This is a genomic window from Dyadobacter chenhuakuii (genome assembly GCF_023821985.2).
Lineage (GTDB): Bacteria > Bacteroidota > Bacteroidia > Cytophagales > Spirosomataceae > Dyadobacter > Dyadobacter chenhuakuii.
Window position 1 is genome coordinate 1674095 of record NZ_CP098805.1, and the last position, 15940, is coordinate 1690034.

14 protein-coding genes are annotated in these 15940 nt (G+C 44.8%); 7 read left to right on the forward strand and 7 right to left on the reverse strand.

From position 1 onward, the window contains the following. Positions 1 to 36 precede the first annotated feature (36 nt). Positions 37 to 1863, reverse strand: a complete 1827-nt coding sequence (yidC, locus tag NFI80_RS07005; RefSeq protein WP_235163681.1) for a membrane protein insertase YidC — start codon at positions 1861 to 1863, stop codon at positions 37 to 39. An 84-nt stretch (positions 1864 to 1947) separates the two neighbouring features. After that, positions 1948 to 3612 carry a CTP synthase gene (gene pyrG, locus NFI80_RS07010; RefSeq protein WP_026628857.1) on the reverse strand — a complete coding sequence of 555 codons (1665 nt, stop codon included), beginning with the start codon at positions 3610 to 3612 and terminating at the stop codon, positions 1948 to 1950. Between the two features lie 283 nt (positions 3613 to 3895). Here pyrG and NFI80_RS07015 point away from each other — a divergent pair, with 283 nt between their 5' ends. Then, the gene (locus NFI80_RS07015) at positions 3896 to 4798 is read left to right on the forward strand and encodes a PIG-L deacetylase family protein (RefSeq protein WP_235163680.1); all 903 of its coding nucleotides are present in this window, start codon (positions 3896 to 3898) and stop codon (positions 4796 to 4798) included. Between the two features lie 130 nt (positions 4799 to 4928). Here the strand turns inward: NFI80_RS07015 and nspC are convergent, their stop codons facing one another. Beyond that, positions 4929 to 6086 carry a carboxynorspermidine decarboxylase gene (nspC, locus tag NFI80_RS07020; RefSeq protein ID WP_235163679.1) on the reverse strand — a complete coding sequence of 386 codons (1158 nt, stop codon included), beginning with the start codon at positions 6084 to 6086 and terminating at the stop codon, positions 4929 to 4931. A 122-nt stretch (positions 6087 to 6208) separates the two neighbouring features. On the opposite strand from nspC, the gene NFI80_RS07025 reads away from it, so the two are divergent. The 3 genes from NFI80_RS07025 (at position 6209) to NFI80_RS07035 (ending at position 8420) form a co-directional block, all read left to right on the forward strand. Beyond that, positions 6209 to 6796: a 3'-5' exonuclease gene (locus NFI80_RS07025; protein ID WP_233798469.1), complete on the forward strand. Its 588-nt coding sequence runs from the start codon at positions 6209 to 6211 to the stop codon at positions 6794 to 6796. Beyond that, on the forward strand, positions 6793 to 7674 hold the full coding sequence (locus NFI80_RS07030; RefSeq protein ID WP_235163678.1) for a bestrophin family protein: 882 nt from the start codon (positions 6793 to 6795) through the stop codon (positions 7672 to 7674). The genes NFI80_RS07025 and NFI80_RS07030 overlap by 4 nt, the downstream gene beginning before the upstream one ends. 329 nt (positions 7675 to 8003) lie before the next feature. Beyond that, a complete protein-coding gene (locus NFI80_RS07035; RefSeq protein WP_233798471.1) occupies positions 8004 to 8420 on the forward strand; it encodes a hypothetical protein in 417 nt (138 codons plus the stop codon). Positions 8421 to 8473: 53 nt separating this feature from the next. On the opposite strand, the gene NFI80_RS07040 is transcribed toward NFI80_RS07035, so the two are convergent. From NFI80_RS07040 to NFI80_RS07050, 3 genes are all read right to left on the reverse strand, one after another. Further along, on the reverse strand, positions 8474 to 9094 hold the full coding sequence (locus NFI80_RS07040) for a DUF6134 family protein (protein WP_235163677.1): 621 nt from the start codon (positions 9092 to 9094) through the stop codon (positions 8474 to 8476). Between the two features lie 183 nt (positions 9095 to 9277). Beyond that, positions 9278 to 9913 (reverse strand): hypothetical protein, encoded by a 636-nt coding sequence (locus tag NFI80_RS07045; RefSeq protein WP_235163676.1) that lies wholly within the window; start codon positions 9911 to 9913, stop codon positions 9278 to 9280. Between the two features lie 76 nt (positions 9914 to 9989). Beyond that, positions 9990 to 11498 carry a serine hydrolase domain-containing protein gene (locus tag NFI80_RS07050; RefSeq protein ID WP_235163675.1) on the reverse strand — a complete coding sequence of 503 codons (1509 nt, stop codon included), beginning with the start codon at positions 11496 to 11498 and terminating at the stop codon, positions 9990 to 9992. A 308-nt stretch (positions 11499 to 11806) separates the two neighbouring features. Here NFI80_RS07050 and NFI80_RS07055 point away from each other — a divergent pair, with 308 nt between their 5' ends. Beyond that, complete coding sequence (locus NFI80_RS07055; RefSeq protein ID WP_235163674.1) at positions 11807 to 12970, forward strand: MFS transporter; 1164 nt, start codon at positions 11807 to 11809, stop codon at positions 12968 to 12970. A gap of 120 nt (positions 12971 to 13090) precedes the next feature. On the opposite strand, the gene NFI80_RS07060 is transcribed toward NFI80_RS07055, so the two are convergent. Then, a complete protein-coding gene (locus NFI80_RS07060; protein WP_235163673.1) occupies positions 13091 to 14011 on the reverse strand; it encodes a sugar phosphate isomerase/epimerase family protein in 921 nt (306 codons plus the stop codon). A gap of 182 nt (positions 14012 to 14193) precedes the next feature. On the opposite strand from NFI80_RS07060, the gene NFI80_RS07065 reads away from it, so the two are divergent. Together NFI80_RS07065 and NFI80_RS07070 are read left to right on the forward strand one after the other, a co-directional pair. Beyond that, positions 14194 to 14883, forward strand: a complete 690-nt coding sequence (locus tag NFI80_RS07065) for a hypothetical protein (protein ID WP_235163672.1) — start codon at positions 14194 to 14196, stop codon at positions 14881 to 14883. 19 nt (positions 14884 to 14902) lie between these two features. Further along, on the forward strand, positions 14903 to 15916 hold the full coding sequence (locus NFI80_RS07070; RefSeq protein ID WP_235158807.1) for a hypothetical protein: 1014 nt from the start codon (positions 14903 to 14905) through the stop codon (positions 15914 to 15916). Positions 15917 to 15940 lie beyond the last annotated feature (24 nt).

Below are 15940 nucleotides of genomic sequence, written 5' to 3' on the forward strand. Positions count from 1 at the left end.
AAACATTGCCCTATACATTACGATATATTAAATCTTTTATTTCTTTTTCGAACGCTTTTCAAGCTCAGCCTGCTTCTTTTTGGCCTCTTCTGCGGCTTGAAGCGACTTTTCCAGATATTTCTGGAACTTCGTCTGCTTCTTCTCGCCATTCGCGTTTTTCTTTCTGTTTTCTTCCAGAATGTTCCGGATCTTGTCTTCATTCACAAAACGCTTGATCAAAAGCTGCTGCGCGATCGTCACCACGTTTGATACAAAATAATAGAATGTCAAACCGGCCGGAAACGAGTTAAGAACAAACATGAACATCAACGGCATAATGTAACCCAACACTTTCATGTTTACCGGGCCAGGCTGCGTTGGCGTGATCTGATTGTTATAATAAGCATAACCAATGCTGGACGCCGTCATCAACACGGTGAACAAGCTGATGTGGTTTCCTACACCAAAAGGAATGGTAAAGGGCAGCTTGATAAACGAATCATAAGTAGAAAGGTCGCTCGCCCACAGGAAGGGTTGCTGCCGCAGCTCAATCAGGTTGGGGAACAGGAAGAACAGCGAAAACAGGATTGGCATGGTCGCCAGCACGGGGATACAGCCGCTCAGCGGGCTTACGCCTACTTCCTGATAAAGCTTCATCTGATCTTGCTGTTGCTTTGCCATATCATCCGGGTTCTGGCTGCGTATCTGTTCCAGCTCGGGTGCCAGCAGACGCATCTTGGCCATGCTGATATATGACTTGTAAGTCAGCGGTGTAAGGATTGTTTTTACAAAAATTACCAGCAGTATGATTAAAAGACCATAATTGCTCACAAATTTTTCCAAAAAGTTGAAAAGCGGAACAAGGAAAAACTTGTTGATAGGCTTTAAAAACGCATATCCCAGATAAACATTCTGGTCGAAATTCTCGGCTTTAACCTTATCGACCAGGTGATAATCGTTTGGTCCAAGGAAGAACTGATAATTGGCCTCCCCTTTCTGTATGGCAGACATCGGAATTCCGGCCGAAACATGCATTGTCTTTACGATGTTAGAATCCGCAGGGTTCACGTCAGCCCTTACAGCTACATTACCAAACGGATGCTTATCCGCGATCAGACCGGCAAGGAAGTATTTATGTTTGATTGTAAACCACTTGACAGGTTCGGCCGTTTTATCCTCTTCTGTTGCTGTCGGGCTCGTCGCAAGGCTTTGCAGATCATCGGTATAATAGTTGATCGTGACCACCTCACGGTTTTTGTGCATATCATTTTCCAATTGCAGCAGATCATTGTTCCAGTCCAGCTGAACCAGTTTGTCACTTGATCCGGTAGCATTTGATTTGATGCCGTAATCGATCACATAACCGCTTCCATGCACAACATACGTTTGTTCAACAAACTGATTGCCTTTCAACGGAGCGCGGTAAGTTACTATTACTGAGTCTTTTTCCCCTACTTTCTGATTTTGCGCCTCAGTAGTGAAGAACAGGTCCGTCAAGCGCACGTCACCTGTTGTGGTCGGGAAGTTGATCCGGAAACTGTTATGATTTTCCGCAATCAGGTAAAGCGGCTTCTGATCGTAGGTTTTGTATTTTTTCAACATTACCTCTTTCATGACCCCTCCTTTGTTAGAGAAAACAACACGCGTGTCGTTCGTCTCGATAACCAGGTCTTTCGGAGCGACTTGCGCTACCGCATTTGAATCAGTGGATTGAGCAGATAAGTTGGTTGAATCCGAGACTGTTGGTGATTGAACAGAGGGTTTTGTAGTAACTTGTTTTACTTGCTCCACAGGTGCAGGTTCCACAGGTTTTGGAACCAGTATCTGGTAGCCAATCAGCATTAGCATGATTAATACTAAGCCGATGATAAAATTTTTATCCATTATTTACTTGAAATGATTGAAATAGTAAACCCGCGAGGGGACGGCAAAGGTAATAAGTTTTTTGCTTATCGGCCTTTTTTGTGATCAGTGGATTGTGGTGTTAAGCGATTCAACAGATCTCTTTTGCAGCGAATAAGTAAGTGCAGCACTCACGAAGTTCACAAAAATCGGATGCGGGTTCATCACCGTGCTTTTCAGCTCAGGGTGGAATTGCACGCCAATGTAGAACGGATGCCCGGGCAGCTCAACCATTTCAACGAGGTTGTTGTCAGGATTGATTCCGGTTGCAACCAGTCCTTTTTCCTCGAAGTCTTTGAGATACTTATTATTGAACTCGTAACGGTGGCGGTGGCGCTCGCTAATGTTCGTTTTACCATAGATCCGGCTCGCCAGCGTGTCTTTCTTGATCTTGCATGGATAAGCTCCCAGACGCATGGTGCCGCCTTTGTTGGAAACGTCCTTCTGATCTTTCATCAGGTGGATAACCGGATGATCGGTGTTCGCGTCCATTTCAACAGAATGTGCTCCATCCCAGCCTATTACATTTCTTGCATATTCAATAACCGCCATTTGCATGCCTAAACAGATTCCGAAGAAAGGAATGTTGTTTTCACGCACATACTGGATCGCAGCGATTTTTCCTTCGATCCCTCTTTCACCAAAACCAGGCGCAACCAGAACACCATCCAGGCTTTCCAATTTTTCCACGGCATTTTCTGCTGTAAGGCTTTCCGAATGGATCCATTCAATGTTCACTTTGCACTCGTTGGCTGCTCCGGCGTGAATGAATGATTCAACGATGGATTTGTAAGCGTCATGCAATTCAACATATTTTCCTACCAGACCAATGCGGATGGAATCAACCGGATTTTTATAGCGGGACAAAAACGTCTTCCACGAATCCAGATCGACGTCTTTATCGTTGTAAATATCGAGCATATACAGCGCGCGCTGATCCAGTCTTTCTTTCAGCATCAGCAAAGGAACGGCGTAAATCGTATCCGCGTCCATGGCCTCGATAACAGAATTCACCTGAACATTGCAGAAAAGCGCGATCTTTTTGCGAATATCGTAAGGAAGCGGATGTTCCGTGCGGCAAACAAGGATATCCGGCTGGATCCCCGCTTCTTGCAGCATTCTTACCGAATGTTGCGTCGGTTTGGTTTTCAGCTCTCCGGCAGAATTCAAATAAGGGATCAGGGTCAGATGGATCACAAGCGTATTATGTTCTTCCATCTCAAACTTAACCTGACGAACCGCTTCCAGGAACGGAAGTGACTCAATATCCCCTACGCAACCGCCGATTTCCGTAATAACGATATCATAATCGCCGGTTTGACCGAGCAGGAGCATATTCCTTTTCAGCTCGTCCGTAATGTGCGGGACAACCTGAACAGTTTTGCCCAGAAAATCCCCCCGGCGCTCAGCTGTAATGACATTGTGGTAGATGCGTCCCGTAGTAACATTGTTGGCCTGGGATGTGCGAACATTCAGGAAACGCTCGTAATGGCCCAGATCAAGATCCGTTTCAGCACCGTCGTCCGTTACATAGCACTCGCCGTGCTCGTAAGGATTCATGGTTCCCGGATCAATATTAAGATATGGATCGAATTTTTGAATCGTAACAGAAAGCCCTCGGGCTTGCAGTAGTTTTGCTAATGAAGAGGCAATGATTCCTTTGCCAAGTGAAGATGTTACACCGCCCGTAACGAAAATGTACTTCGCGGTCTTTCGTGCTTTGGAAGCCATAAGACGTTGCTTTTTTTCTATGATTACGGGATACAAAGATACAGGAATATTAGAAGAATCTAAGCGGGGGCTTTTTAAATATTACCGTAAAATCATTAAACACTTGTTACTCTGGAAGGTTAGCAGGCGTAAATTTTTCTGCCCCCATTTTCTCCAAACAAGCTTTTGCACAGGTTTTAAGTGCGTTTGTGACTTCATAAAATGCATAAAATTTTGAATAAAAAAAACTACAAATTTTAATTCCTATTTTGCATCAATCCCAACCTAAATCATTTTAACCAATATGAGAAAAATTTTATTTCTGCCATTTCTGCTGATATGGCTAACGCCCGCATTTTCACAAAGCGCAAAGGACGCTGCCAAAACACCGCTCAAAATCATTGTGTTTGGCGCACATCCCGACGACTGCGACCTTGGCGCCGGAGGCGTCGCATCCATTTACTCCTCCATGGGACATAAGGTTAAATTCGTTTCCCTTACCAATGGCGACGCAGGCCACCAGGATATTGGCGGCGGAGAACTGGCTAAACGTCGGCTTAATGAAACAAGGGAAGTGGCGAAGCGACTAGGCATCGAATACGACGTGCTTGACAACCACGACGGCGAGCTTTTCCCCACATTAGAAAACCGGCTGGCAGTGATCCGCAAAATCCGCGAATGGAATGCAGATGTGGTGATCGCACCCAGAACAAACGATTATCATCCCGATCACCGCAATACTGGGGTAATTGTGCAGGATGCATCCTACCTGGTAATAGTGCCTAATATTCTTAGTAGTGTGCCTCCGCTGGTTAAAAACCCTGTTTTTCTTTACTTCCGGGATCGTTTTCAGCGTCCTAACCCTTTCCGTCCGGACATTGCTATTGACATCACCACAGCAATTACTAAAAAAGTCGATGGATTGGACGCGCATGTCTCCCAATTCTACGAATGGTTGCCTTGGACAAATCAGGATCTTGCTAATGTTCCGAAAGGTCTTGAAGAGCGAAAAAAGTGGCTATTGGCAGCTACGGAAAAACGTTCTTCTATCACCCCGGAGATTAAGCTGACCGTTGAAAAATGGTACGGAAAAGAGCAATCTGAGAAGATAAAATTTGTGGAAGTTTTTGAGATAACTGAGTATGGAAAACAACCGTCACCAGAAGAGATCAGGCGACTGTTTCCAATGCTTCCACAGGGAAATTAACGTTAATAGGATTCAAATTTCTTCGAAAAGAAATATAGAAAAAGCCTCGTTCGGTCTGTCGTGTTTATAACGATTATTCGAACGAGGCTTTTCGATTTAAGAGAGAATGTTAAGCAAAATCAGGCATTTACTATGATAACCGGTCTTTGAAACTCTCGTAACCGAAAGACTTGATCAATCTAAAATCGCCACCAGCTGACACCATACCAATGGAAGGCAAGTTAACGCCGTTAAATGTTGTCGTTTTAACCATGGTGTAGTGTATCATGTCTTCAAATATGATTTTATCTCCAGACGTTAATGGTTGATTAAACGAATAGTCACCAATGAAGTCGCCTGCGAGGCATGTCATACCGCCCATTCTGTAAGTTGGTTTTCCTGCGACTGCTTCCATGCTGGCACCTGCGATGACAGGCTTATAAGGCATCTCTAATGTATCCGGCATATGCGCCGCAAATGACGTGTCCAGGATCGCGACATCGATGCCTTGACTATCCATCACATCCAGTACGCTTGTGACCAGAACACCCGTCCGCCAGGCTATGGCTGAACCCGGTTCCAGTATCACATCCAGGTTATATTTAGCCCTTATATTACTAACTAATTTTTTTAGTTTTTCAATATCGTATCCTTCTCTTGTCATCAAATGACCGCCTCCCATATTCAACCACTTGGCCTGATGCAGCAAATCTCCGAAGCGTGATTCCAATGCTTCCAAGGTCCGCTCCAATGTATCCGAACCATTCTCACAAAGTGTATGGAAGTGGATGCCGTCTATCCCATCCGGCAAGGTGTTCGGCATTTTGTCCCGCGTAATGCCCAGGCGCGAGCCAGGCACGCAAGGATTATACATATCCGTCGCGACTTCCGAATATTGCGGGTTTACGCGGATGCCGCAGGAAAGCTCATGGTCTGGGTTCGCAGCTTTGAATGCCTCTACCCTATCTTTGAACCGCTCCCATTGGCTCAGGGAGTTAAATGTGATGTGGCTGCTGCGCTCCATGATCTCTGCAAACTCATTATCCAGATACGCCGGCATGTATGTATGCGCCTGGTAACCCATGAAATCATTGATCAGCTTCACCTCATTCAGCGAGCTTGCCGTTGCGCCGCTCAAATATTCTTTCACGATCGGAAATGCGCTGAACATAGAAAAACCTTTCAAGGCCAGGATGATTTTGCAACCGGCCGCCTGCTGCACCGAATCGATCAGGCTCAGGTTCTGGCGTAAGAGCGTTTCGTCCAGAACAAAACAAGGCGACGGGATTTCGTTGTAATCGATGGGCATTTTATATAAATGAATAATGAATGAATCAGCTAAAATGTAAGGTTTCTCTATTTTTGTACACAAAAGTATAAGTTTGAGTTTCAAAAGAGTCCCAATTTTATGTTACCAATCAAAACCACGGCATGGCGTTCCTCGTATTAGACATTGAAATGACGGGCCCCGAGCCGGGCTGGAATGAGATCATACAAATTGGAGCAGAGTTTTTCGACGACAACTGGCGGTCGCTGGGCACTTACCTACAAAACGTCTATCCCGAAAACGAAGAGGCTTTTTCTGTTAAATCGGAAGAAGTGCATGGACTGTCAATGGCCGATCTGGAAGATGCGCCTATGATTTACGATGTCTTGCCGGAGTTTGAAAAATGGCTTAAAAAGTTAAATGCCGGTAAACCAAACCTTACCAATGTCATCATTTGCGGTCAAAGTGTCATTAACGACATTAATTTCCTTCGCTATGCATACCGAAATGAGAAAATGAAGTGGGGATTCTCCAATAAGCTGATTGATCTTCACACTGTATCTTATTTGTTTTTTCAAATTTTAGAGAAGAATGGCAAAACGGTTCCCCGCTCGCTGAGCCTGGGTTCAGTGGCCACCTATTTTGGTTTTGAGCGGGAAGAAGAAACCCATAATGCATTGGAAGACGCCCGACTGACCGCTAAGTGCCTGAAAGAATTCTTCAAATTAATTGACAATCTCACACTCAAATGATCGATTACAATCCTAAGGAGTGGTTTCGCTACATATTTTATTTCCAAAAAGGAGACACGGTCCGCAAGCTCATGCCGCTGATTCTGACCATTGCGGTGTATTCAACAGCCATTGCCTATCTCTTATTGATTCATTTCAAATTAAAGGAAAACACGGATCTGAAAAACATTTCCCTGATGCACTCGCTATTAGGATTTGTCATTTCGATGCTGCTCGTATTCCGGACCAATACGGCTTATGACCGCTGGTGGGAAGGACGCAAACAGTGGGGCTCATTAATGAACATCAGCCGCAACCTTGCTCTGAAAATCAATGCATTACTTGGAAATGAACATGAATTGGAGCGGGCATTTTTTATGAAGATGATTCCTAATTATGCTTTTGCTCTGAAAAATCATCTGCAGGGCGGTTACAGGTCGGAGGAGTTTGAGGATTCAGAATTGTATAAAAAAGCAACGCTTCGCGTGCACGATCATATTCCCAACCAGATTGCCGCTGCGATCTTTAGCAAAGTGATTGAACTACAAAAAAGAGGCGTTTTGCTACCCGAGCATACGATTCTGCTAAATCACGAACTGGAAGCTTTTACTAACATTTGCGGAGCGTGTGAGCGGATCAAGAACACGCCTATTCCTCTCTCTTACAGCTCTTTTATTAAAAAATTCATTTTCATTTACTGCCTGACTCTCCCAATCGGCTACGTTTTTAGTCTGCACTTTTTGGTTGTTCCATTCGTAATGTTTGTGTTTTACATTCTTGCCAGTCTTGAAGTTATCGCCGAAGAGATCGAGGATCCTTTTGGGGTAGACAGCAATGATCTGCCTATGGAGCGCATTTGCAATGGTATACAGACTTCCACACGTGCATTGCTGCAATAATGTCAGGAATGGCACAATTATTAGGAAGAAATTAGAAAACCGTAAGAGTTTGATTAAAATTGATGATTTTTTCAAAAATTTTCTTCAATCGAATTTTATCCTGTTTTCGTGATTTTGGAAAAATTTTTCAATAATCACCATCATTTAAAAACCTAAGATTGTCATACCAACAATAATTTGACAATTCAATCACCGAAAGTTACCTCAAAATCCGCATTTCAAGCTTTTTGGCTGCATTTTAGCGCCTAGCAGGATGGCAAGAAATTTTTTATATTCATGGAAATCCCGTACAACGGGAGGTTTTGTTACTCGATTAAACGGATAATATCATGAATAAGTCATCTTTTTTAGTATCTATATTATTGCTTACAGGATTGGTTACGTTCGGTGCGCAGGCACAGTCTATTGTTGATCCGGGAGTTTCTGTTCACAATTATAAACACCCAAATAAAGCTGCAAAAGCCAAGGCTAACCGCGGCAATGATGCTGTCGTTTATAATTTGAATACAGTTGAAAGTTACAGCAAGCAGCAACGCAGCCGCTACGTGAGCAATACGCCCAAGTATGCACCGCGCCCGGTGACGCTGGTAGTTACCAAGCGTTATACGCCGGAAGGAGTCGATATTAACCCATTGATTTCACCGCGGAACTACAAAACGCCAACGAACATAACGACCAGCAACAACACGCAAGTGGCTGATTACTACAATAAACAGGATAGTACAGCTTATCCTACGGTTGACTAAGCGTTTATAACCCAAAAAAAAAGCCGGTCCAAATGGACCGGCTTTTTTTTGGGTTATAAGCTACTGACTTGCTTTTTCTCGTTAAGGACTATTCGCAGCTTAAATCCAGCCAGGTCCGTTTTAACTTCCCGGCAGAGCCCATCTTTATAAGAATAGATTCCTTGTTTGCCATCGGGAAGTGTTACGCCATACTTTCCTTCTGAAAGTTTTTTGACGCTGCACATTTTCCCATATCGCTCAGAGTAAACTTCATTGATATTGATCGGCTCCTTATAGTAGAGGCCGGTTATCGTGCTGCTAATCGGTATATTCAGTGATAGCTTTGGCTTATCATCGCCGTCTTCACCCGAAAACAACACTTCGTAAGAACTCTTTGCTGCACTTTTAGTAAGTGTCTTTTCCTTCAAATCTCCATTCACATGATGCGCGCAGGTTGCTGACACCAGCTTTCCTCCTGAATAATTCGCCTGGGTCGAATATTTACCCTTGTAGAACATCACCTTGAAATCCGATTCAATGCGATGCTGCTCCAAATTATCCTTGCCCTGGTCATCGAAGACCTTTAAAGATCCGATGGTGCGTCCTGCAACGATCACGTCGTATACATTTTGCGCCCGGACCATTGAAGCCGAAAGAAATAACATTCCGAAAACCAAATACCCTGAAACTCTCATTTTATGTCTTTTTGCTGTCGAAATAGTGTGTTGCTAATATAACTCTAAACTATTGTTCCTATTGCCTTCCATAAAGATAATCAGCGATATGACAGTCCTACACGCCGCTGACAATTTTTCATAGGGTAATGTGGGGACTGAATGGAGCATTATTACCCAATCCCGGAAATCCATAAAAAACGGTCAAAATTTGCCGAATTTCAATGTGAGGTTATAGGTAATGTTGCTCAGATCGGAATCGGTAAGGCCGTTTCCTTTTGCACCAAACGCCTGCCGGTACGACACACCCGGGCTGAACCGCATCCATTTTAAGACATTGAATTCTACCTGTACACCCGGCTCCATGAGGAAGAAAAACTTAGGATCTTCGCCATCGTGATCGTCAAAATCGAAATCCCAGTCATCCACTTCCCGGCGATCGTATTGCATGGTGAATCCGGTCCCGGTTAACAAGTTGAAATTGAAATGCACCCATTTGGTCGAAGCAACTACATATTCCGTCATTAAGCCTGCTTGCCCGTATTGATAGGTCATTTTTCTCGCAGGGAACTGCTGGTCCTGCAAAGGGACGGGGATGTGATTGGTTGTGGCGGCAAAGCCCAAACCTAGCATGAAGCGGCGATTGATAAACCAGCCGCCGTAAATGCCGGGCATATTGGCATAGCTGCCATTGATTTTTGTAAACTTATTGGAGATCGCCGCATATCCGCCGGAGCGCCGAACACCCGAGCTTTTGAAAATTGTTTCGTTTTCCTGCGCCAGGATGTCTGTGGCGGAAATACCGATTAAGCAGATGGCTAATAAGAGTATCTTTTTCATCATTTTCTGATTTTGTTTCTTCTCAGACAATCCAGAAAATCGACTCCCCTATTTAGTCATGAAATTTTTAAGAAAATTATTTGGCAAGTGAAAAATCAAGTTGCTGTATCAATGCCGGGTTTTCAGGTGATAAGGTGAAGAAAACGCGCACATTGCCGTTAGAACAATTTAAAAGAAAACTTCCTCTTAACTGGTTTTCAGCCTTTATTTCCGTTGAGCCGGTCACATTTCCGGTTTGCGTGAGAATGGCGTCCAGCTCCTGCTTTCTGTGATTTACAGACCTGTCGGGAAAGAAGTTCTCTGCAAATATCCCACTCTGTTCTGCGCCTTCCCAATGCGGTAATAGTTTTAGTAATGCATCTTTTCTTTGTCTTAAAATGGCAGAAACTTCCACAGGAAGCGGTTTGAGACCTGCTAATGTAATAATCGTGTCAAGCACGGCGGTGTTAATGTTGGCCATGCCTGCGTAGGTGCGGTTGGCATGCGCAAGGATTCCAATGCCGTATTCAGGCAGGATTTGCCACTGGCTCCCAAACCCCGGCAAGCCTCCTGTATGCCCGATTCCAGTCCGTCCTTCGCAATCGCGGCTCCAACGCAATCCATAACCATAAGCGGAAGCCATCGCACAGGGACGACCATTGGGATATTTATATTGTGCATTCAAATAGCTGAAATTCCACGGCATCTGCATTTCCCTCACGTCACTTCTCGAAACCGGGCCCATTTCCGGATCATTGCTCGGCGGCCAGGCCGACAAATGAAAAGAAACATATTTACTAAAATCATCGATAGAAGTGATCAAACCGCCCATCGCACCATAAGTGCCGTCATGCTCCAATTCTTCTTCCTTCCACAATTCGTCCTCGAAGCGATATCCGTGTGCTAACAGGTTTGCAGGGGCCTTAGTATACTCCCAAATGGTGTTAGTCATCCCTAACTTCTTAAAAACAACCTCATTAATGTAGTCCTGATAAGGCTGCCCCGAAACATTGCTAATGATCTTGCCCAGCATAGCGAACCCCAGATTGCTATATTCGTAAGTCACGCCGGGGACATTTGAGAATGAAATTCCTTTTTTAATCAATTCAATAAGCTGCTCATCCTTTGTGTCCAGCTGCCTGTCGCCCCAGGGATTATCTTCCGGGAAGCCCGCTTGGTGGGTTAGCAAGTGCCTGATGGTGATAGCCGGGGCATCACTGGTCAGCGACGGCATATCTTTCAACTCGGGGATGTATAGAAAGGCGCGATCATCGAGTTTCAACTTTCCCTCCTTCCGAAGGGCCAGGATGCCCATCGCCGTGACGCTCTTGGACATGGAGGCAATCCGGAACAGAGAGCCAGGCGACGCTTTGGTCTCCGTGGCGATTTCTGAGAAACCGGTCGCGCCGGACATTACAAGCTCACCGTCCGCCACTATGCCGAACGCCACAGCAGGAAAATGGTTCTTTTCAGCATATTCATTGTACATCTTCTCGATCACAGGCAATGTGGCTTTGATCCTGGCGACCCGGTCGCCGCTGTTTTCCTGGCCAAAAGCACTTATGAATAACAGAAAATTAAGGAGTGATGTAAAGGCAAATTTCATTAATCCAATGATTTTTATGATGGCTGAAAGGTCAATTTACAAAATGGATTACGCTATTTGAAAAAAGCTGAATCAGAAAATGCTATTTCTTACTTTTGTGCAACACATACTTTTTAATATTATTTAAAAAGTACAACAATGGTGAATTAAAATGTTTGATAATCCGTTATTTTTGCATCGGAGAGTGATTCACAATAAAAGCAATCTTTGTTTTTCACTATCTTAAAAATTTGGCATCTTAAAAAAATCATAACAAATAAATACGAATTGATAGTGCTGCACACATCTGTCATTAATTTTTCTCTCCTATGAATTATTCAATTTTTGCTCCCTCCGACTCCCGAAAGTATCTGCGCCTGGCCGTGGCTGCTTTCTTCTTCGTTCAGGGCCTCAGTTTTGCGGCCTGGGCGAGCCGGATCCCGGATATCAAAAACATGCTGCACCTGACCGAAGGCGGTTTGGGGACAGTTCTTTTGGCACTTCCCATCGGCTTAATGGCCAGCTTACCCATCTCAGGCTGGATGGTGACACATTACGGAAGTAAAAAAATGGTGCTTATCGGAGCCATTTTGTATGCGGTCACATTGTCTTTTATAGGTTTTGTAACCAGGACCGAGCAGCTTGTCATTGCGCTGTTCGCATTTGGGCTCTGGGGAAACCTGACCAACATTGCTGTAAATACACAGGCTGTTGCAGTGGAACAGGTCTACGGAAAATCCATCATGGCCTCATTTCACGGACTTTGGAGTTTGGCTGGCTTTGTGAGCGCGATGATTGGCTCTTTCTTTATTTCGGTTAGTATCCCTCCTCATATTCATTTTAGCGTGATCGCGCTGGCGGCATTCATCATTATCTTCACGGCTTACAAGCATACAATGCCGGATAGCGAGAAGAACGAAGGTGAAGCGCAACCCATGTTTGTAAAGCCCGACCGTGATTTGCTAATGCTAGGTTTGATCGGATTCTGTGCCATGGTTTGCGAAGGCGCAATGTTCGATTGGAGCGGTGTTTACTTCCAGGAAGCCGTTCACGTACCTGCCTCATTGACAACACTTGGTTATGTAGCCTTTATGGGCACGATGACTGGCGGTCGCTTTGCTGGCGACTGGCTTGCTAACCGCATCGGACGCAAGAAAATGTTGCAGATTAGCGGCGCTTTGATGGGATCAGGACTTGCTATTGCTGTGTTTTTCCCATTCCTGGTTCCGGCAACATTCGGTTTCCTTTTAGTAGGATTTGGTGTTTCATCCGTTGTGCCATTGGTTTACAGCGCGGCAGGAAAATCAACCACTATGTCAGCGGGAATGGCGCTTGCTGCGGTTTCGTCGATCAGCTTTATTGGCTTCCTTATCGGACCTCCGTTGATCGGGATTGTCGCTCAGTTTGCCGATTTGAGAATGTCATTCGGGATTGTGGGCATACTCGCTTCCCTAACAGCATTCCTGTCTGCAAAAGCCAAGTTGATCCAATAATTAAGGGTTATCAAATAAAGCAAAAAGGATAGTCGAGAGGCTATCCTTTTTGCTTTATTTGATGTTTTAAAATTTGCCCAGGCGGAATGCATATTCTGGCTGTTTGACGAGCTATTAGTTTCACCCGAGAAACTGGCGGAGGTAATTTCTGCTTGTCAGGATTGCGCTTTGGACATCTGTAATGCTTCCCTCATAAGCCTTATCTTCTACTTCGATGACAACCGGACCCCGGTAACGCACGTCCGTTAAAGCCGCGAATAAGGCGCGCCAATTTACATCACCCAAGCCGGGTAATTTGGGGGAGTGATATTCCAGCGGATTTGCCATAATGCCTACCCTATCCAGCTTGTCTTTGTAAATTTTTGCATCCTTTAAATGAATGTGGTGCAGGCGGTCTTTGTAATCATAAATTGGCTTCGTTTCACTCATCATTTGCCAGATCATGTGAGAAGGGTCATAGTTCAAACCAAAAATCGGGCTTGGTATGATCTCAAACATCCTGTCCCAAACTGCAGGGCTAATAGCCAGGTTTTTTCCACCCGGCCATTCATCGTCTGTAAAGAACATCGGGCAGTTCTCGATCCCTATCTTGACATTGTTTTCCTCTGCAACCTTTACGATTGCCGGCCATACATCCGCAAATTTGGCCAGATTCTCTTTAATGCTCTTCGCCGGATTACGGCCAATGAATGTCGTAACAACAGGAATACCAAGCTTCGCTGCTCCACGGATCACCTTCTTAATGTGTTCAATATAATAACCGGAACGCTCCTCGTCCGGATCAAGCGGATTGGGATAATAACCCAGCGCCGAAATGGTAATATTTGCTTCCTTCAATGTATGCCTGATCCCTGCAATCCGCTCGGGTGTGAGGTTGTTTACGTCAATGTGCGTGACGCCGGCGTATCTTCTGCTATCCGCATTATCCGACGGCCAGCACATCATTTCTACACAAGAAAAACCGTGATTACCCGCAAACTGAACCACGTGTTCGAAGCCAAAATCGCCCAGAATGGCGCTGTTAAAACCTAGTTTAAGCATAAGGATTTAGTTTTTGAGGCAAACTTCATTAAAAAACCGGCGGCATTCAAGAATCACCGTCAATTCTATCCAAATTTTACGAGGCTTCATCAATTCAGGGCACCATTGGTAATTATCGTACGGTACGAAATCCTTTTAATTTTAGTAATATTGATCTAACAAAATCAACACTTTAGACGCATATGGCAGATTCAGAACCGGGTATCGGAAAGAAGATACTCAGCTTTTTTATCAAGGAGGGTGAGGAACCGATCAGGCCAGCAGCAGCGCCAACAACGGCAGCTCAGGCAGCACCGGAAGCTCCCAAACCAGTCATCGCGAATACCGCCCCGAATGCTGCGGGCACGGGCAACATCGACAAGAAATTCACAGAACATTTCGTGAGCCTGCTCGAAAAAGCCAACCTTCCGGGACCTGATTATTTCGAATACAAGCAGGCACTTCAGAGTATGGAAGACCTGGGATTAGGAGAGGAAAAGCAGTTCCAGGCGGCCTGGGCAAGTTTCAAGGCGATGGGTGGTGTGAAGGAAACAACGGTTTTGAACACTTCTGCCAATCAATACCTGGGGATTTTGGATAAGGACCGGGCTTCGTTTTTGAAAGATGTCGAAAGGGCGATCAATGATCGCGTGGGCGCACTGCAGGATGAGGAAAAGCGGCTGGAAGATTCCAATAAGGCCATTGCCCAGCAGATTGCGGATCTGCAAAAAAAGATGGACGATAACAAGAACCGACTCGGACAAATCTCGGGAGAAGTGGCAGAACAAAGTGCGAAGATCAATGCAAACAAGGATAGTTTTGAAATCACCTATCTGAGTTTCGTAGATCAGATCAAGTCGGATTTAAATAAAATCAATCAATATCTTAAATAACCTAACATTTCGATCAACAATGGCTACACCAGATTTTACACAAATCGGAGGCTCGCAGGAAGACCCATCGAAGCGATCATACTGGAGCAAACCCGAAGGCATAACCTCACTCCTTTTTATCGGGGGAGCCGGGGCCATAACCCTTTATTTTTGGAATAAAATCGCAGCTTTCCTGATAGAAGTAACTAAAAACACACTCTATCTTGGCTTTTTAATGGCTGTACTCGCGCTGCTTATCTTTCTGTTCACCAGCAAAGATGTAAGGACGGCGGTTTTCTTCCTTTTCAAAACACTCATGCGCAACATTACCGGCCTGATTATCAAGCTGGATCCGATCGCGATCATGAAGATCTATATTGATGACCTGAAAGAGAAAAGGGAAAAAATGCAGGGTCAGATCAATACGCTCGCTGGCCAGCTCGTGAAATTGAACAAGAACATTAACGAGAATAATGAGCAGATCAAGCAGAAATTTGCGGAAGCAAACAAAGCAAGCACCATGCTCGACCGGCCGGGAATGAAGGAAACAGCATCTTTGGCAACCATTGAAGGAGCCGGTTTACAGGAGATGAATGAAAAGCTATTTCCGTTGCAGCGAAACATGAAAACCGTGTTGGAATTTATGGAAAAAGTCAACAAAAGCGCTGACTACATTATTAAAGAAACAGAAATCAAGGTCAAACTTAAAGAAGCGGAATATAGAATTGTGAAGGAAAGCTCGAATGCATTGCGAACGGCGATCAGCATTTTCAAAGGAAATCCGGACAAAAAGTTCTATTTCGATGAGTCGATGGAATACATTCAGGACGACATGAGCCAGAAACTGGGAGAAATGAAGCGCGCGATGGACTTGTCACTGGACTTTATCAACGGCGTGGACGTTCAGAACGGGCTGCTTTCAGACAAAGGACAAGCCATGCTGGAAGCTTACAACTCCGGACAATTCAAACTCATCCAGCTCGATAATCCGCAGCCGGTGAACCGTTCGGCAGGAACTCCGAAAGATTCGAGCTACAAAGGGTTACTGGACTAGAATTCTTCCTTACTTCAATTTACA